This is a genomic window from Bradyrhizobium cajani (assembly GCF_009759665.1).
Classification (GTDB): Bacteria; Pseudomonadota; Alphaproteobacteria; order Rhizobiales; family Xanthobacteraceae; genus Bradyrhizobium; species Bradyrhizobium cajani.
On record NZ_WQNE01000009.1, the window covers coordinates 153,884 to 169,397 of the forward strand.

Here is a 15,514-nt window from a genome sequence, read left to right on the forward strand (position 1 = left end):
AGATCCGGGACCCATAACCACAGGATTTGGTTTTGCGAAGACTCGTGGTTGCCGATTTTGCGTTGCAACCGCTCCCTGTGGCTATGGGTCCCTGCGTTCGCAGGGACGACGGCGGAATGATAGGCAGCACCAATCCACGAAAGTAACCTAGGCAAACACCGCGTTGAACCGCTCCAGAAACTGCTTCTCGGCCCGCGCTGCGGTCCAGGGCGTGAGATAATCGCGCCGGACGCTGTCGGAGAGGCCGGGATCCCTGCCGAACAGGCGCCGTGCCTCGCTCTCGCTGAAGCCGGCGAGCTCGGTCGCCTCCAGGTAGGCCGCGCCGCGATCGGCGGCCTTGATGGCCAGCGTGATCTCGTCCGGTAGTTCCGGCGGCAGGCCGAAGCGGATATGGATGGCGCCGAGCAGGCGCTTCTCGACTGCCTTGTAGTGGCCGTCGAGCACGGCCTTGAACGGCGAGATCATGTCGCCGATCACATATTCGGGCGCATCGTGCAGCAGGGCTGCGAGCCGCACGCGCTGGTCGACGCGCGGTGTCTCGTGCCGCATGACCGTTTCCACCAGGAGCGTGTGCTGCGCGACCGAGAAGATGTGGGCGCCGGTGGTCTGGCCGTTCCAGCGGGCGACGCGGGCCAGCCCATGCGCGATGTCGGCGATCTCGATATCGAGCGGAGAGGGATCGAGCAGGTCGAGCCGCCGGCCCGACAGCATACGCTGCCAGGCGCGGGATTGCGCATCGCGCGCGCTCTTCTTCGCGGTCATTTGACCTTGAGGCGCGGCTTGCGCTGCGTCTTGCCGCAGGTCGCGTGACAATGACAGTCGACGAGATGGTCATTGACCATGCCGGTCGCCTGCATGAAGGCATAGACGATGGTCGGGCCGACGAACTTGAATCCGCGCGACGACAGTTCCTTGGAGATCTGCACCGACAGCGGCGTCGAGGCCGGCACGCTCGCGGTTGTCTTGAAATGGTTGACCTTGGGCCTTCCGTCCATGAAGTCCCACAGCAGTTTTGAGAAGCCCGGCCCCTTCTCCATGATCTCCAGATACGATTTGGCGCTCAGGATCGTGCCGTCGATCTTGGCGCGGTTGCGCACGATGCCGACATCGTTCATCAGCGCGTGCACCTTCTTGGCGTTGTAGCGCGCGATCTTCTCCGGCTGGAAGTCGTCGAAGGCTTTGCGGAAATTGTCGCGCTTGCGCAAAATCGTGATCCAGGACAGGCCGGCCTGGAAACCGTCGAGGATCAGCTTTTCATAGAGCGCGCGGTCGTCATATTCCGGCACGCCCCATTCGGTGTCGTGATAGGCGACATAGAGTGGATCTTCGCCGGGCCAGGGGCAGCGCGTCTTTCCGTCGGGATGCAGGCGAGGGGCTCGGCTCATGCGGAGGGCTGCTTGGCTGGGATGCGCACGACGTCGGGCTCTGCGAGCTTCAGGGTGAGGCCACCGGCGGTGAGCGGCTGGCCGGCATCGAGCGCGTCGGCAACGCGGTCGATGCGCACGAGGGCGATGCCCTTGCCATCGGCGGTGGAGCCGATGGTGCCGACCGGCTTGTCGCCGGCAAGAATGGTCGCGCCGATTTCGGGTGACGGGCCGTCGAGCAGCACCTTCACGCTGCGCGTGCGTGCGGTGCCGCGATGCTGCATGCGCGAGACGACCTCCTGGCCGACATAGCAGCCCTTGTCGAAATCGACGCCGGCCAGACGATCCATGTTGGTCTCGTGCGGGAACGCATCGCTGTACATGAAATCGAGTCCGCCGCGGGGTACGCCGAGCGCGATCCGGTGCGCCTCGTATTCGGCGGCATCGACCAGTCCGGCACCGATCAGGTCGGACAGCTTCTGCTTGAGATCTTCGGGGATCAGGATGCGATAGCCGAGCTCGCCGTTGCGCGGATCGGCGAAGGCAAGGTCCGGCTGGGTCGCGAGCGGGCCGCCCCAGGCCGCGAGCACGCCGAGATCGTCGGAGAGGTTTTCCACCGTGACCTTGGCGCGCAGCTTGTAGAATTTCAGCTTGGTGGCGAGGTTATCTGCCAGCGCTTTCGGGCAGTCGATCAGGAACCCGCCGCCATGGCCTGCGGGGGCTTCCGTGATCAGGAAATCCACGATGATCTTGCCCTGCGGCGTCAGCAGTGCGCCGAATCGCCCCAGGCCCGGCTTGAGCCTGTCGACGTCGGTCGTGACGAGGCCGTTGAGGAAGTTGCGCGCATCCTCGCCCGCGACCTTGACCACGCCCCGGTCGGGAAGAAACGCTGATTTCATGCGAAAATCTCTTGCGACATGTTGCTCCGGAACGTAAGCCCGCAAGGCATGAACGACAAGACCTCGAGCCCTGCGCTTGGGGATGAGAGGGGCCTCCAGCCATGACCCAGCGTTTCGATGTGATCCTTAGGGGTGGCACCGTCGTCAACCAGGACGGCGAGGGCCTCCGCGACATCGGCATCGCGAATGGCCGTATCGCCGAGATCGGCGCGCTGTCGCAAGCTTCCGCCGCCGAGGTGATCGACTGCAAGGGCCTCCACATCTTGCCCGGCGTGATGGATACGCAGGTGCATTTCCGCGAGCCCGGACTGGAGCAGAAGGAAGACCTCGAGACCGGCTCGCGCAGTGCCGTGATGGGCGGCGTCACCGCCGTGTTCGAGATGCCGAACACGGCGCCGCTCACGGTGACCGAGGCCACCTTCACCGACAAGGTGAAGCGCGCCCATCACCGCATGCACTGCGATTTCGCCTTCTTCATCGGCGGCACCCGCGAGAACGTGCAGGACCTGCCGGTGCTCGAACGCGCGCCGGGCTGCGCCGGCGTCAAGGTGTTCATCGGGTCCTCGACCGGCGCGCTGCTGGTGGAGGACGACGAAAGCCTGCGCCGCATCTTCCAGGTGATCCGCCGCCGCGCCGCTTTCCACGCCGAGGACGAATACCGGCTCAACGACCGCAAGCCGCTGCGCATCGAGGGCGATGCGCGCTCGCATCCGGTCTGGCGCGACGAGACCGCGGCGCTGATGGCGACGCAGCGGCTGGTGAAGCTCGCGCATGAGACCGGCAAGCGCATCCACGTGCTGCACATCTCCACCAAGGAGGAGATCGAATTTCTGCGCGACCACAAGGACGTCGCCTCCTGCGAGGCGACGCCGCATCACCTCACGCTGGTCGCGCCCGAATGCTACGAGCGGCTCGGCACGCTGGCGCAGATGAACCCGCCGGTGCGCGGGGCCGATCACCGTGCCGGCATCTGGCGCGGCATCGAGCAGGGCATCATCGATGTGCTCGGATCCGACCACGCTCCGCATACGCTGGAAGAGAAGCAGAAGACCTATCCGGCCTCGCCCTCCGGCATGACCGGCGTGCAGACGCTGGTGCCGCTCATGCTCGATCACGTCAATGCCGGCCGGCTGTCGCTGGCAAGGTTCGTCGATCTCACCAGTGCCGGTCCCGCGCGCCTCTACAACATGGCCTGCAAGGGCCGCATCGCGGCGGGTTACGATGCCGACTTCACCATCGTCGACCTGAAGCGCAGCGAAACCATCACCAACAAATGGGTCGCCTCCAAAGCCGGCTGGACACCCTATGATGGGTTGCGCGTCACCGGCTGGCCCGTCGGCACCTTCATCCGCGGCCGCCGCGTGATGTGGCAGGGCGAGCTGGTGACGCCGTCGCAGGGCGAGGCGGTGCGGTTTCTGGAGACGCTGAAGCAGTAGCGTGCTGCTGTTGGGAGGCGTGTCTCCCCACACCCGTCATTGCGAGCGCAGCGAAGCAATCCAGAGTCTTCCCGCGGCGGCAGTCTGGATTGCTTCGCTGCGCTCGCAATGACGAGAGGAGAGGTCTACACTTTCTCTCGAACGGGAGAGTAGTCTTATGTCCCAACCGGCACCCCTCATCACCACCGAGCAACTCGCCGCCATCCTCGGCGACCCCAACCTCCGCCTCTACGATTGCACGACCTACAACGAGCCGGTGCCGCCGGGCAGCGATGTGCCGTACCGCGCCGTCCCCGGCGACAAGACCTTCGCGGCCGGCCACATTCCCGGCGCCGATTTCCTCGACCTGCAAGGCGAGTTCTCCGACACCTCGGCGCAGCAGTTTTTCATGATGCCCGATGTGGCCCAGCTCGAAGCCGCTTTCGGCCGCCACGGCCTCGACGCCTCCAAGACCATCGTGCTCTACAGCATCGGCACCATGATGTGGTCGACGCGGTTCTGGTGGATGCTGCGTTCGCTGGGCGTCGACGCGCGTGTGCTCGATGGCGGTTTCGACAAATGGAAGGAGGAGGGGCGGCCGGTCGAGACCGGCGCACCGAAGGGTTATCCCGCCACGACCTTCAACGCGTCGCCGCGCGCGGGCTTCTTCGTCGACAAGAACGTCGTGAAGGCGCGGATCGGCGATCCCGCGACGATCATCGTCAACGCGCTCGGGCCGCAGTTTCATCGCGGCCTCGAACCGAGCCGCTATGGCCGGCCGGGCCGCGTTCCCGGCAGCGTCAACGTTCCCGCCGCAACGCTCGCCAATGCCGACAAGACGCTGACGTCGCTTGCGGACGCCGAAGCCAAATTCGCCGCGGCAGGCGTCACGCGCGACAAGAATGTGATCTGCTATTGCGGCGGCGGCATCTCGGCCACGATCGACCTGCTCCTGCTCACGCAGCTCGGCTACGACAAGCTGACGCTGTACGATGCGTCCATGGGCGAATGGGCGAGGGATCAGTCGCTGCCGATTGAAACGGATTAGGCTGTTTCTTGCCCGCTCCTGCCCTCCAGCGGAGTAAAAAAGTCGGGAACCTTTTTCCTCGGCCCGCATCCAATGTCCGGAACGAAGCGAAACAAGCAGGTTACCGCCATGCAACGGACCGCAGCCGGCCTGTCCGCCGATGCCAGGACATCAGAAATCAGGATATCGGAAGCCGAACTGATCGACCGCGCGCGGGGCCGGGACGAGGCCGCGCTGCGTGAGATCATGCAGTCCAACAACCGCAGGCTCTACCGCCTCGCACGCGGGATCCTGCGCAGCGACAGCGAAGCCGAGGATGTGGTGCAGGAAACCTATGTCCGCGCCTTCACTCATCTCGATGGCTTCAGGGGCGACTCCGGGCTGTCGACCTGGCTGTCGCGCATCGCCATCAACGAAGCGCTTGGCCGGGCGCGGAGCGCAAGGCCGCATGTCGAGCTCGACGCGGTGCCGGAAGAAGCGCTCGACGCGCAGATCATAAAATTTCCCGCTTCCCCTCCAGGCGATCCGGAAAGGACCATGGCCCAACGTGAAATCCAGCGCGTCGTCGAACGCGCCATCGACGAGTTGCCGGATGTCTTCCGCATGGTGTTCGTCGCGCGGGTCATGGAAGGGATGAGCATCGAGGAGACCGCCGATCTGCTTGGCGTGAAGCCCGAAACCGTGAAGACGCGGCTGCATCGCGCCCGCACCATGCTGCGCGAGAATGTCGAGAAGGAGATCGGTCCGGTGGTGATGGACGCGTTCCCGTTCGCCGGCTGGCGCTGCGAGCGCCTGACCGTGTCGGTGCTGAAGCGGCTCGGAATCGGCGGCTGAAGTTTTTCGGGAACGTTCGCGCGGAATTGCCATCCAACCTGTGCAAGCAACACGCCGGGAAATCCCCGGCAGCACAGGAGTGTCAAACCATGTTCGTTCGTTGGAGCACGGCGATCGCCGCCGCAATTCTGTTGTCGGGCCCCGCGCTGCTGCAAGGCGCGATCGCCGCCGACAAGCCCACCGACCCGCAGATTGCCCACATCGCCTATACCGCGGGCGTGATGGACATCAACGCAGCCAAGCAGGCGCAGAAGAAGGCGAAGAACAAGGACGTGAAGGCTTTTGCCGAGGACATGCTGCGCGACCACGAGGCCGTCAACAAGCAGGCGCTCGCGCTGGTCAAGAAGCTGAACGTCACGCCGGAAGACAACGACACCAGCCGCACGCTGTCGAAGCAGGCGAGCGACAAGCTGGCTGAGCTCGACAAGCTGGACGGCGCTGCTTTCGACAAGGCCTATGTCGCGAACGAGGTCGCCTACCACAAGGCTGTCAACGGCGCGCTGGAAACCCAGCTCATTCCGTCCGCCAACAATGCCGAGCTGAAGAGCCTGTTGCAGACTGGCCTGAAAATTTTTCAGGGTCATCAGCAACATGCCGAGCACGTCGCGGCCGAGCTGAAATAGGGAGCGCGGGATGAAGCCGGGACGCCTCACCTCGATCGCGCTCGCGGTCGTCCTTCTGCCGATGGTCGTCCCGGCGCGCGCCGCGACCATGGAGATCTCGATGGAGAATCTCGTGATCGTACCGGCCGAAGTCTCGGCCAAGGTCGGCGATACCATCGAATGGATCAACAAGGATGTCTTCGCCCACACCGCCACGGCGAAGAACGGCGATTTCGACGTGACGCTCCCGCCGAAGAAATCGGCTACGCTCGTTTTGAGGAAGGCAGGAACGGTCGATTATTACTGCCGCTATCACCCCAACATGAAGGCGACTCTCAAGGTCGAGCCGTGAGGGGTGGGGGAGCGCATTCCCGAACGTGTCGGGAACATCTCCCGGCTACGGCAAGACTAATGCTTGTCCTCGGGGACCGGCTTCCGTGCGATAAACACAGCAGACTTCGCGAGCCTTTTCGCGAAGTCATTCATCCGTAAACTGGCCCCGCCCGCGTGGCGGGGTCATTTTTGAGCAGGGCTTACTGCCGTGCGAGGCTGACCGAGAATTCGCCGTTGCGGATGCGGCCGGGAAAGCCCTCGACGAACTTCGCCACCGCGTCCTCGCCATAGGTGCCGACGAGCTCGGCAAAGGCCGCAAACAGGCTCGCTTGGGCCAGGCAATCGCCGTCGACGCCGTCATGGCGCGCTTCGGCCCAGGCCTCGTTCAGATAGCTGAGTGCGGCCTGTTTCTGCTCGTGATCGGGCAGCGGCGCGCGGTCGGGGGCGTAGGAAATCGGCTGGCTCATGAAACTCGATCAGGACTGGGGCGCGATCCACGGCGATGCGCTGCACGAGTGGTGTAGCACGCGGATTAACGCCCGCTAGGCCACATCTTTAGGAACGGTTAATGGCTGTGAACAAAGTCGATGACAGGGTTCCCGTTACTATCATTCCGGGGCGCGACGAAGTCGCGAGCCCGGAATCCATCGGGCCGCGGAGACTGCCGCTTGATGGATTCCGGGCTCGCGCTGTGCGCGCCCCGGAATGACGGAGAGAGAAATCAGTTCGCGTAGCGCGCCGTGAGATCGCGCGAAATCTTCGAGCCTTCCTCGATATAGCGGCGGATCGCCACCGTCGCGGCGGGCGTGCAGCTCCGGTAGGTCTGCTGGAAGCCGTTATAGCCGCGGTTGAAGCCGGCGATCATGCGGGTGCGGCGTTCACCGGAGGGGGTTTCGGCATCGATCAGCGCCTGCATCTCGGTGCGCCATTTGTTGCCCTCGTTGGCCCCGCAGATGCCGCGCAGATAGTGCAGGCCGCCGAGGATCTCGGCCAGCCGCTGCAAGTCGCCGTCAAACGGCGCCGCCACGGCCTGGGCCCGAGCGGGCGCGGAGCCGCAGGCGAGAATCAGGGCGAAAATGGCCAGAAATCGCATGGACATCGGCGGGTGTATGCCCCCTCGGGGCCAATGACGCAAGGAGGGGCGATCAGGGGCCGATCAGGCGGCTGGCCGACTGGATGACCTCCTCCAGCCCCCCGGTCAGCTTGAGGTCGCCGAGGCCGGCAAGGGCATCCGGGGCGATCCAGCGGAAATCGTCGAGCTCGTCGTTCAGGGCCGGCTCCTTGGCCAGCCAGCGGGCGGCAAAGGACATGATCAGGTAGTGGCCCGCGCCGGCCGCGACCGGCAGCACCTCGCGCCAGCCGGCAAGGCCGACGATCTCGATCTGAAGCCCGGTCTCCTCGTCGACCTCGCGCGTCAGGGCCTGGTGCAGCGATTCGCCGAACTCGACCCGGCCGCCCGGCAGCGAATAGAACCCTTTGGCGGGCGAGCGGGCGCGGCGGACCAGCAGCACCTTGCCGTCGCGGAAAATCGCCGCGCTGACCGCGAGCTGGGGATGGCTGGGCTGGACGACGCCGGCCATTGGCTCAGTTCGCCATGATGGTGTCGACGTCGGCTTCCGCGCCGCCGTTGATGATGCCGCCGCAGGCCGCAATCAGCGGCTTCACCCATGCGGTGGCCTGCTCGGCGAGCCGGACCCGGGTCGTGTCCTTCTCGACCTCGCGCATGGCGGAACCAACTGCGGTCAGGATCGAGGTCATGGTGTCGGTGATGTGGTCGAACTGGGCACGCACGTTGGGATCGGCCTTCTCATAGGCTTCGATCGCCAGATCCCGCGCCTTGAAATTGGAGGCCGTGAAATGCTCGGCATAGGACAGCGGCGACCAGGTCAAAAAATCTTCCGCGCATTCCGGCATGTCCGGGACCATTTCCAAGAGCATCACGGCTTCATTGAAATGGTTGAGATAGTCGGTGGCAAGCCCGGTCCGCGGGTTGATGTTGGCGACGCGCAGCCGCTCGGCCCAGGCGGCGGCCTCGGGGCCCGTCTGTACATGCGTCCGCGCGGGTTGGGAGACCGTTGAGCTCATCGGCCGCAGTGTTAACGTTCGGGGTTAAAAGGACCTGAACGGACCCTATATAGACGCCCAAGGATGTGTGGACGATTCGTCATAACTTCGGCCCCCGCGGCTTTGCGGCAACTGTTCGGCTATGTCGAGCAGCCGAATTTCCCGCCTCGGTACAACGTGGCCCCGACACAACCGATTCCGGTCGTATGGATCGACAATGGCGCGCGCCATTTCCGACTGATGCGCTGGGGCCTGCTGCCGGGCTGGGTCAAGGACCCCCGTGGATTTACGCTTCTGATCAACGCGCGCTCGGAAACGGTGCTGGAGAAGCCCGCCTTCAAGAACGCAATTCGCCGGCGGCGCGGGCTGATCCCGGCCGATGGATATTACGAGTGGAAGGCCATTGACGGCCGCAAGCAGCCCTTCTTCATCCACCGCGCCGACGGCGAGCCTCTTGGTTTTGCTGCGGTGTTCGAGACCTGGGTTGGGCCGAACGGCGAGGAGCTCGACACGGTCGCGATCGTCACCGCGGCGGCGGGCGAAGATCTCGCCGCGCTGCATGACCGCGTGCCCGTCACCATCAACCCGCGCGATTTCGAGCGCTGGCTCGACTGTCGCGGCGACGAGATCGACGCCATGCTGCCGCTGCTGACCGCCCCGCGCATCGGCGAATTCGCCTGGCATCCGGTCTCGACCCGCGTCAACCGCGTCGCCAATGACGACGAGCAATTGCTGCTGCCGATCAGCGCGGAGGAGATGGAGGCGGAGACGCCGAAGCCGAAGAAGGTGGCGCGGAAGACGGCCGTCGGATCGGCGGATGACGGGCAAGGGTCGTTGTTTTAGGCGAGGCCACAAACTCCGCTGTCGTCCCGGATCTGCGCTCGCTCCGCTCGCTTGTCCGGGACGACAGTGGAGTGTGTGGCACGATCGTTAAACAATCTCCCGTGCCCTCAACCCCGCGATTTCCGCCGCATCAAACCCCAGCTCGCCCAGCACCGCGTCCGTATCCGCGCCCAGCGCCGGTGCCATGCGGTCCAGCCGTCCGCCGCCATGGGCGAGCTTGAAGCCGCTGCCGGCAAAGCGCAGGCGGCCGTAGGGCGTGTCCAGCTCCTGGATCGCGCCGCGCGCGGCGATTTGCGGATGATCGATCACCTCCTCGACCTTCCAGATGCTGGCGCAGGGCGCGCCGGCGTCTTCCAGGATCGCCTCCCATTCGCGCGCCGGCTTCGCCGCCAGCGCCTCCTCGATGATCGCGCGCAGCGCGCCCTCGTTCTCGTTGCGCGAAAACCAGTCGGCGAAGCGCGGATCGGACAGCGTGTCCTCGCGGCCGAGCGTGCTCATCAATGCGCGGTACTGTTTCTCGTTGTTGACGGCGAGCAGGATGTGGCCGTCGCCGCATTTGAACAGGTTCGCCGTGGTCCTGCGGCTCACCGCCTGATTGCCCGACAGCTGCTGGCGGTGGCCGGCGACCGACCAGTCCGCGATCTGTCCTGAGAGAAACGCCAGCGTCGCCTCCAGCATGGAGACGTCAATGAGCTGGCCCTTGCCGGTGCGGTCGCGCTGATACAGCGCGCTCGACACGCCGAAGGCGGCGGTCGCGCCCGACAGCACGTCGCACACCGCAAAGCCCGCGCGTGTCGGCCCCGTTTCGGGGTGGCCGGTGATCGCCATGATGCCCGACAGCGCCTGCATCTTGCCGTCATAGCCGGGCCGCAAGCGATCCGGCCCGGTCTGGCCGAAGCCGGACACCGCGCAATAGATCAGCTTCGGATTGATCGCCGACAGCGCCTCGTAGCCGATGCCGAGCTTGTCCATCACGCCCGGCCGGAAGTTTTCCATGACCACGTCAACTCGCGTCGCGAGCTTCTTCACGATCGCGATCGCATCGGGCTTTTGCAGGTCGAGCGTCAGGCTGCGCTTGTTGCCGTTGATGGCCTGGAATGCCGGCGCCAGGCCGCGCTCGGCCCATTCGCGGCTGAGCGGCGTGCGGCGCATGTCCTCGCCCTCGCGCCGCTCGACCTTGATGACGTCGGCGCCGAGCAGCGCGAGCTGGTAGCTCGCATAGGGGCCGGCCAGCACCTGCGTGAAGTCCAGAATCTTCACGCCCTCGAATGGTCGCGTCACCTCGCTCTCCCTTTTGATTATCGTTGTCGGAGGACGTCAGGCGGCGCGGTTGCCGCGCGCGATCTCCTTCTGCTTGTCGAATTCGGCGCGGCGGCGCGCCAGCTCTTCCGGAGAAAGCTGCGCCACGTTGTTGTAGTCGAGCTTCCAGGAAGCGTCCTCGCTCCAGCGCAGCGGCGATTGCATCGTCGTCTGCGGGCCGCTCGCGGTCTCCAGCAGCCGCAGCGCGAGCTCGAGCGTCTGTGCTTGCGAAGCCACCTCATGCGGCTTGCCGGCGGAATTGCCGAGCGGGAAGTCCGAGAACAGGAAGCGCGGCGCAGCGGCGTGCTCGACGATGTCCTTGGCACAGCCCATCAGCACGGTCGGAATGCCGTTCCGCTCCAGATGCCGCGCCACCAGCGCCGTGGTCTGGTGGCAGACCGGGCAGTTCGGCACCAGCACCGCGACGTCGACCTTGTCGGCAAGGCAGCGCGAAAGAATCTCCGGCGCGTCGGTCTCCAGCGTGACCCGATGGCTGCGGTTGGTCGGCGCGCCGAAGAAGCGCGGCGCCACCTCGCCGATGCGCCCCGCGGCGGACGCTTTCAGGAGCTGTGGCAGCGGAAACCAGGTGCCGCTGTCGGTCGCGCTGGTGTGCTTGCGGTCGTAGCCGATGTGCGAGATGCGCAGATCGTGCTGCTCCGCCGTGTCGCCGTCATAGACCTGGTAGAATTTAGCGCTGCCATTGTACGCCGCGCCCGGCCCCTGGTCGCCCTTGGCCGGATCGTACGGCGCAGCCGTGGTGATGATCGTCACGCGTGATTGTGCCAGCGGCTTCTTCAGCGCCTGGAACGGCGCCTCGGTGTAGTGCGCCCAGCGATACGGCGTGGTGTAGCCGATCGCGGCGTAATAGTCGCGGGTGCGCTGCATGTAGGGGACGGGGGAATCGTAGTCGGGCGCAAAGCCGAATTCGTCGTCGCGCGGATCGGACATGGGGCGCGTCTCCTGGTTCTTGGTTGGCGACAGACTAGAGATAGTTTTGGGGTTGCTCAACGGGGGGCGGGGCGGCGCAGGCCAGAACTGCAGATGAGGATGGATCCGCATCGGCGGTGCCACTTACCCACCCCCTCCAGGCAGGGCTATCGCATGTGACGTTGGAGGCTGCCGGATGAGTTCGGCCTGCATGGTTCGAGACGCCCGCTTTGGCGGGCTCCTCACCATGAGGGTCTGATATTTCGCCGCAAGAACCGACCTCATCCTGAGGGCCCGCCGCAGGCGGGCGTCTCGAAGGATGGCCGCGGGCGAGCTATTCGCTAGGTTTTTCGTCATATGCGATAGAGCTGCCCTCCAGGGGAGGGTGAAGAGCATCACCTATCTGAACACATGCAGCGCCGCGTATTGCAGCAGCATGATCGCCTTGGCGTCGATGATGCGGCCGTCCGCGATCATGGCCAGCGCCTCGTCGATCGAGAGCTCCAGCACCTCGATGTCCTCGCCCTCGTGTTCGAGGCCGCCGCCGTCGCTCACCCGCATGTCCGGCTCGTATTCGGCGACGAAGAAGTGCAGCTTCTCGGTCACCGCGCCGGGGCTCATGAACGCCTCGAACACCTTGTGGACGTGGTGCAGGCGATAGCCGGTCTCCTCCTCGGCCTCGGCGCGGATGCGCACTTCGGGGGAGGCATCGTCCAGCACGCCGGCGGCCGCCTCGATCAGGAGATCGTCGTAGCCGCGGATAAACGCCGGCAGGCGGAACTGGCGCACCAGGATCACCGTGCGCTGGCCGAGATTGTACGGCAGTACGGCCGCGGCGTTGTCGCGCTCGTAGGTTTCCCGGTGCTGCGTCTGCCATTCGCCATTGGCGCGACGGTACTCGAACGTCGTGTTCTTCAACGGCGTCCAGTTGTCCGAGAGCACGCGGACGTCCTTGATGCGGACGCGGTCGGAAATGGTCATTGCTGTCTTCCGTCGAGCCACTTCTGGAACATCACGGAGGTGGATTCCTCGAAGCCGAGCGACTGGTAGAACGCATTGGCCTGCGCATTCTCGCGGCGGACGAGCAGCTGGAGCTTTGTGATGCCGGCACTCCGCAGCCAGTCTTCGGCTGCCGCCATGATCACCCGGCCATGGCCGCGCTTGCGGCTGTCGGGGTCGACCGCGACGTAATAGACCCAGCCGCGATGGCCGTCATGGCCGACCATGGCGGTGGCCATGATCGCGCTGCCGTCGCGGCCGATCAGGATGGTGGAATTGTCGCGCCGGCGCGCCAATGCGATGTCGGCATGCGGATCGTTCCAGGGCCGCGTCAGGCCGCAGAGCTGCCACAGCGCGACGACGTTCTCGACGTCGGCATCCCCGATCGCGTCGATCTTGAGCGTATTCACAGCACCTTCCCCGGATTCATGATTCCATGCGGATCGAGCATCGCCTTGATGGCGCGCATCAGCTCGATCGCGGTCTTGTCCTTCACCTCGGGCAGCTCGTCGCGCTTGAGCACGCCGATGCCGTGCTCGGCCGAGATCGAGCCGCCCATGCGCAGCACGATCTCGAACACGACCGCGTTCATCTCGTGCCATTGCGCCAGAAAATCCGCGGTGTCGGCGCCGACCGGCTGGCTGACATTGTAGTGCAGATTGCCGTCGCCGAGATGGCCGAACGGCACCGGCCGCGCGCCGGGGATCAGCTTTACCACCGCTGCGTCGGCCTCCGCGATGAAGGCGGGGACAGCGGCGACCGGCACGGAAATGTCGTGCTTGATCGAGCCGCCTTCCGGCTTCTGCGCCGCCGACATCTCGTCGCGCAGCTTCCAGAAGCCGGCGCGCTGGGTGAGATTGGCCGCGATCACGGCGTCGTCGACGATCTCCTCCTCCATGGCACGGGTCAGGATCGCCTCCAGCGGCGTGCGGGCATCCTCGCCGGCCGCGGACAATTCCATCAGGACGTACCAGGGATGCTTCGCTTCAAGCGGATCGCGCACGTCGATGCCGTGGCGGATCGAGAAATCGACCGCCATCTCCGACAGCAGCTCGAAGCTGGTCAGCGCATTGGCGGCCTCGCCTTGCGCGATCGTGAGCAGCTTCAACGCCGCGTCCGGCGACTTCAGACCGACGAAGGCGGTCTCGATCGCCCGCGGCTTCGGAAACAGTTTCAGCGTCGCCGCTGTGATGATGCCGAGCGTGCCTTCCGCGCCGATGAAGAGGTTGTGCAGATTGTAGCCGGTGTTGTCCTTCTTCAGCTTGGACAGCACGTTGAGCACGCGGCCATCGGCCAGCACCACCTCGAGCCCGAGCGCCATCTCGCGCGCGACGCCATAGGCGAGCGCGGCCGTGCCGCCGGCATTGGTCGAGAGATTGCCGCCGATGGTGCAGCTTCCTTCGGCGCCGAGCGACAGCGGAAACAGCCGGTCGACCTCGGCGGCCTTCTGCTGCGCGATTTGCAGCACGACGCCGGCCTCGCAGGTCATGGTGTTGGAGGCGGTGTCGACCTCGCGGATCTTGTCGAGGCGGCGCAGCGACACCACCACCTCGCCATTGTGCGGCGTCTGCCCGCCGACGAGGCCGGTGTTGCCGCCCTGCGGCACCAGCGCGATTTTGTGTGCGGAGGCAAGCTTGCAGATCTCGGAGACTTCCGCGGTCGAGCCCGGGCGCAGCACCAGCGGCGAGCGGCCGTGAAACAAATTGCGCTCCTCGGTGACGTAAGCCTCGATGTCGGCCGCATCCGTGATCGCGTGGCGGTCGCCGACGATCCTGCGAAACTGTTCGATCAGCTCGGGCGCAAGCGGCGGGGTGGCTGGTTGATTGACGTTCATGGTCTCGTCTCTTCTCAAGCTTCTTGTCTCTCAAGCTTCTTATCGCGCCACCGCCGCGCGGCGCAGCCGGTCGTTGATGGCTTCGCCCAAACCGTCTTCGGGAATCGCCATCACCGCGATCGCGCGCGGCATCCGCGCATCGAGGCTGCGAAGATAACCGAACAGATTGGCGGCGGCTTCATCGAGATCAGCCGCGGGCGACAAATTCATGACAGCGGCGGCGGCGTCCAGGCCGGGCAGGCGCGCGGGGCCGAACGCCAGCAGCGCTTCGCCCGGCGCCACCTCGCGCGCATTGAGCCGCACGGGCGCGCGCGGCGCGTAATGCGAGGCCAGCATGCCCGGCGCCAGCGGCTGGCTGTCGTCGCCCTCGGCCTCCATGGGCGGCCGCGTCAGGGCTGAGCCGAGCACCGCCTCGATCCGCTCGCGCGAAAGCCCGCCGGGGCGCAGCAGCATCGGCTGGTCGAAACAGCCGAGAATCGTCGATTCGACGCCGACCTCGACCGGCCCGCCGTCGACGATCAGGTCGATGCGGCCGGAAAGATCGCTCTCGACATGGCCAGCCAGCGTCGGCGAGACATGGCCGGAGATATTCGCGGACGGCGCCACCACGGCCCCGCCAAAGGCGCGCAGGATCGCCTGCGCCACAGGATGGGCCGGGATGCGGATCGCGACGGTGTCGAGGCCGGCGGTGGCGAGATCCGCCACCGGGCAGTCCTCCGTCTTCGGCAGCACCAGCGTCAGCGGTCCCGGCCAGAACGCCGCCGCGAGCTGCAAGGCGCGTGCGTCGAATCGGCCGATCCGCCGCGCGGCCGAGAGGTCGGCGACATGGGCGATCAGCGGATTGAAGGCCGGCCGCCCCTTGGCCGCATAGAGATGGGCGATCGCGGTGGCATTGGCCGCATCCGCGCCGAGCCCGTAGACCGTCTCGGTCGGAAACGCGACCAGCCCGCCGGCCGCAAGGGTCCGGGCGGCAGCTTCCGCGCCGGCCTCGCCGGCCGGTAAGATCAGCGTTTCAAGACCCGTTTTCACAGGGATAAAATTCCTCAACTCGGCCGCTTGCGGTGCGCCAAACCC

The 15,514-nt window shown here is 65.7% G+C and carries 19 protein-coding genes; 6 read left to right on the forward strand and 13 right to left on the reverse strand.

Annotated elements, in window-relative coordinates:
* Positions 1-147 precede the first annotated feature (147 nt).
* From GPL20_RS13965 to ygfZ, 3 genes are read right to left on the reverse strand one after another with little or no spacing between them, the layout of a single operon-like run.
* A complete protein-coding gene (locus GPL20_RS13965) occupies positions 148-762 on the reverse strand; it encodes a YfbR-like 5'-deoxynucleotidase (RefSeq protein WP_157330050.1) in 615 nt (204 codons plus the stop codon).
* Positions 759-1,385 carry a DNA-3-methyladenine glycosylase I gene (locus GPL20_RS13970; protein ID WP_157330051.1) on the reverse strand — a complete coding sequence of 209 codons (627 nt, stop codon included), beginning with the start codon at positions 1,383-1,385 and terminating at the stop codon, positions 759-761. Before GPL20_RS13970 ends, GPL20_RS13965 begins: the two co-directional genes overlap by 4 nt.
* Positions 1,382-2,263 carry a CAF17-like 4Fe-4S cluster assembly/insertion protein YgfZ gene (ygfZ, locus tag GPL20_RS13975; RefSeq protein ID WP_157330052.1) on the reverse strand — a complete coding sequence of 294 codons (882 nt, stop codon included), beginning with the start codon at positions 2,261-2,263 and terminating at the stop codon, positions 1,382-1,384. The genes GPL20_RS13970 and ygfZ overlap by 4 nt, the downstream gene beginning before the upstream one ends.
* A 101-nt stretch (positions 2,264-2,364) precedes the next feature.
* Between ygfZ and GPL20_RS13980 the strand changes: the two genes are divergently transcribed.
* The 5 genes from GPL20_RS13980 to GPL20_RS14000 all read left to right on the forward strand — a co-directional run bounded on the left by GPL20_RS13980 (position 2,365) and on the right by GPL20_RS14000 (position 6,493).
* On the forward strand, positions 2,365-3,699 hold the full coding sequence (locus GPL20_RS13980; RefSeq protein WP_157330053.1) for a dihydroorotase: 1,335 nt from the start codon (positions 2,365-2,367) through the stop codon (positions 3,697-3,699).
* A 157-nt stretch (positions 3,700-3,856) separates the two neighbouring features.
* Complete coding sequence (locus GPL20_RS13985) at positions 3,857-4,726, forward strand: sulfurtransferase (RefSeq protein WP_157330054.1); 870 nt, start codon at positions 3,857-3,859, stop codon at positions 4,724-4,726.
* A 108-nt stretch (positions 4,727-4,834) separates the two neighbouring features.
* A complete protein-coding gene (locus GPL20_RS13990; protein ID WP_167533014.1) occupies positions 4,835-5,539 on the forward strand; it encodes an RNA polymerase sigma factor in 705 nt (234 codons plus the stop codon).
* Between the two features lie 89 nt (positions 5,540-5,628).
* Entirely contained in the window at positions 5,629-6,162 is a 534-nt protein-coding gene (locus GPL20_RS13995; RefSeq protein ID WP_157330056.1) for a DUF4142 domain-containing protein, read from the forward strand.
* A gap of 10 nt (positions 6,163-6,172) precedes the next feature.
* Positions 6,173-6,493: a cupredoxin domain-containing protein gene (locus tag GPL20_RS14000; RefSeq protein ID WP_157330057.1), complete on the forward strand. Its 321-nt coding sequence runs from the start codon at positions 6,173-6,175 to the stop codon at positions 6,491-6,493.
* Between the two features lie 181 nt (positions 6,494-6,674).
* Here GPL20_RS14000 and GPL20_RS14005 read toward each other — a convergent pair whose 3' ends face one another.
* The 4 genes from GPL20_RS14005 to GPL20_RS14020 all read right to left on the reverse strand — a co-directional run bounded on the left by GPL20_RS14005 (position 6,675) and on the right by GPL20_RS14020 (position 8,559).
* Positions 6,675-6,941, reverse strand: a complete 267-nt coding sequence (locus GPL20_RS14005; RefSeq protein WP_074121608.1) for a hypothetical protein — start codon at positions 6,939-6,941, stop codon at positions 6,675-6,677.
* 254 nt (positions 6,942-7,195) lie between these two features.
* Entirely contained in the window at positions 7,196-7,573 is a 378-nt protein-coding gene (locus GPL20_RS14010) for a TIGR02301 family protein (protein ID WP_157330058.1), read from the reverse strand.
* A 46-nt stretch (positions 7,574-7,619) separates the two neighbouring features.
* Positions 7,620-8,054, reverse strand: coding sequence for an NUDIX hydrolase (locus GPL20_RS14015; RefSeq protein ID WP_157330059.1), 435 nt, complete (start codon positions 8,052-8,054; stop codon positions 7,620-7,622).
* A gap of 4 nt (positions 8,055-8,058) precedes the next feature.
* The gene (locus GPL20_RS14020; protein ID WP_157330060.1) at positions 8,059-8,559 is read right to left on the reverse strand and encodes a hypothetical protein; all 501 of its coding nucleotides are present in this window, start codon (positions 8,557-8,559) and stop codon (positions 8,059-8,061) included.
* A gap of 63 nt (positions 8,560-8,622) precedes the next feature.
* Between GPL20_RS14020 and GPL20_RS14025 the strand changes: the two genes are divergently transcribed.
* Positions 8,623-9,381: an SOS response-associated peptidase gene (locus GPL20_RS14025; RefSeq protein ID WP_157330061.1), complete on the forward strand. Its 759-nt coding sequence runs from the start codon at positions 8,623-8,625 to the stop codon at positions 9,379-9,381.
* A gap of 87 nt (positions 9,382-9,468) precedes the next feature.
* Here the strand turns inward: GPL20_RS14025 and GPL20_RS14030 are convergent, their stop codons facing one another.
* From GPL20_RS14030 to GPL20_RS14055, 6 genes are all read right to left on the reverse strand, one after another.
* Positions 9,469-10,662, reverse strand: coding sequence for a CaiB/BaiF CoA transferase family protein (locus GPL20_RS14030; RefSeq protein ID WP_254126461.1), 1,194 nt, complete (start codon positions 10,660-10,662; stop codon positions 9,469-9,471).
* Between the two features lie 36 nt (positions 10,663-10,698).
* Positions 10,699-11,628 carry a glycine/sarcosine/betaine reductase selenoprotein B family protein gene (locus GPL20_RS14035; RefSeq protein ID WP_157330062.1) on the reverse strand — a complete coding sequence of 310 codons (930 nt, stop codon included), beginning with the start codon at positions 11,626-11,628 and terminating at the stop codon, positions 10,699-10,701.
* Between the two features lie 378 nt (positions 11,629-12,006).
* Positions 12,007-12,588 carry an NUDIX hydrolase gene (locus GPL20_RS14040; protein ID WP_157330063.1) on the reverse strand — a complete coding sequence of 194 codons (582 nt, stop codon included), beginning with the start codon at positions 12,586-12,588 and terminating at the stop codon, positions 12,007-12,009.
* Positions 12,585-13,016, reverse strand: a complete 432-nt coding sequence (locus tag GPL20_RS14045) for a GNAT family acetyltransferase (RefSeq protein WP_254126463.1) — start codon at positions 13,014-13,016, stop codon at positions 12,585-12,587. The genes GPL20_RS14040 and GPL20_RS14045 overlap by 4 nt, the downstream gene beginning before the upstream one ends.
* On the reverse strand, positions 13,013-14,440 hold the full coding sequence (locus GPL20_RS14050; protein WP_157330064.1) for an FAD-binding oxidoreductase: 1,428 nt from the start codon (positions 14,438-14,440) through the stop codon (positions 13,013-13,015). Before GPL20_RS14050 ends, GPL20_RS14045 begins: the two co-directional genes overlap by 4 nt.
* A gap of 39 nt (positions 14,441-14,479) precedes the next feature.
* On the reverse strand, positions 14,480-15,469 hold the full coding sequence (locus GPL20_RS14055) for an L-threonylcarbamoyladenylate synthase (RefSeq protein WP_157330065.1): 990 nt from the start codon (positions 15,467-15,469) through the stop codon (positions 14,480-14,482).
* Positions 15,470-15,514: the final 45 nt, after the last annotated feature.

Excerpts from the sequence above, each read along its gene's own strand:
- GPL20_RS14025 (WP_157330061.1), top strand. The coding sequence starts at position 8,623 with ATGTGTGGACGATTCGTCATAACTTCGGCCCCCGCGGCTTTGCGGCAA.
- GPL20_RS14010 (WP_157330058.1), bottom strand. The coding sequence starts at position 7,573 with ATGTCCATGCGATTTCTGGCCATTTTCGCCCTGATTCTCGCCTGCGGC.
- GPL20_RS14050 (WP_157330064.1), bottom strand. The coding sequence starts at position 14,440 with ATGAACGTCAATCAACCAGCCACCCCGCCGCTTGCGCCCGAGCTGATC.
- GPL20_RS13990 (WP_167533014.1), top strand. The coding sequence starts at position 4,835 with ATGCAACGGACCGCAGCCGGCCTGTCCGCCGATGCCAGGACATCAGAA.
- ygfZ (WP_157330052.1), bottom strand. The coding sequence starts at position 2,263 with ATGAAATCAGCGTTTCTTCCCGACCGGGGCGTGGTCAAGGTCGCGGGC.
- GPL20_RS14015 (WP_157330059.1), bottom strand. The coding sequence starts at position 8,054 with ATGGCCGGCGTCGTCCAGCCCAGCCATCCCCAGCTCGCGGTCAGCGCG.
- GPL20_RS13985 (WP_157330054.1), top strand. The coding sequence starts at position 3,857 with ATGTCCCAACCGGCACCCCTCATCACCACCGAGCAACTCGCCGCCATC.
- GPL20_RS13980 (WP_157330053.1), top strand. The coding sequence starts at position 2,365 with ATGACCCAGCGTTTCGATGTGATCCTTAGGGGTGGCACCGTCGTCAAC.
- GPL20_RS13970 (WP_157330051.1), bottom strand. The coding sequence starts at position 1,385 with ATGAGCCGAGCCCCTCGCCTGCATCCCGACGGAAAGACGCGCTGCCCC.
- GPL20_RS14005 (WP_074121608.1), bottom strand. The coding sequence starts at position 6,941 with ATGAGCCAGCCGATTTCCTACGCCCCCGACCGCGCGCCGCTGCCCGAT.
- GPL20_RS13965 (WP_157330050.1), bottom strand. The coding sequence starts at position 762 with ATGACCGCGAAGAAGAGCGCGCGCGATGCGCAATCCCGCGCCTGGCAG.
- GPL20_RS13995 (WP_157330056.1), top strand. The coding sequence starts at position 5,629 with ATGTTCGTTCGTTGGAGCACGGCGATCGCCGCCGCAATTCTGTTGTCG.
- GPL20_RS14020 (WP_157330060.1), bottom strand. The coding sequence starts at position 8,559 with ATGAGCTCAACGGTCTCCCAACCCGCGCGGACGCATGTACAGACGGGC.
- GPL20_RS14000 (WP_157330057.1), top strand. The coding sequence starts at position 6,173 with ATGAAGCCGGGACGCCTCACCTCGATCGCGCTCGCGGTCGTCCTTCTG.
- GPL20_RS14040 (WP_157330063.1), bottom strand. The coding sequence starts at position 12,588 with ATGACCATTTCCGACCGCGTCCGCATCAAGGACGTCCGCGTGCTCTCG.
- GPL20_RS14035 (WP_157330062.1), bottom strand. The coding sequence starts at position 11,628 with ATGTCCGATCCGCGCGACGACGAATTCGGCTTTGCGCCCGACTACGAT.